Source organism: Lentilactobacillus hilgardii DSM 20176 = ATCC 8290 (genome assembly GCF_000159315.1).
GTDB lineage: Bacteria > Bacillota > Bacilli > Lactobacillales > Lactobacillaceae > Lentilactobacillus > Lentilactobacillus hilgardii.
In genome coordinates, this window is record NZ_GG670044.1 from 1 (window position 1) to 241 (window position 241).

Genomic DNA, 241 nt, shown 5'->3' on the forward strand with positions numbered 1-241 from the left:
CAGCGTTCCTCGTCATCCCAGCATTGGTCGCCGTGGATCTGACGGTTAAGGAATGGGCTCATGCCAACCTTGCCTTCGGTGACTACTTCCGGGTCTGGACTGGCTTCGGCCTGACCCATGTTTTCAATCCCGGCATGTCCTTTAGCCTTTTTCGGACTCCCCGGCCGCCGTGCTGGTGGTGACGTTCATCATGACGTCGTGTGTGCTCGCCTGGTTCGCTCTCACGCGCGAAAGATCGAAC

1 protein-coding gene is annotated in these 241 nt (G+C 58.5%); it reads left to right on the plus strand.

All coding sequences use genetic code 11. The annotated features are described in order from the left end of the window. Positions 1-23: 23 nt before the first annotated feature. Complete coding sequence (locus HMPREF0519_RS14785; protein WP_438940146.1) at positions 24-182, plus strand: hypothetical protein; 159 nt, start codon at positions 24-26, stop codon at positions 180-182. The last annotated feature ends 59 nt before the right edge of the window (positions 183-241 follow it).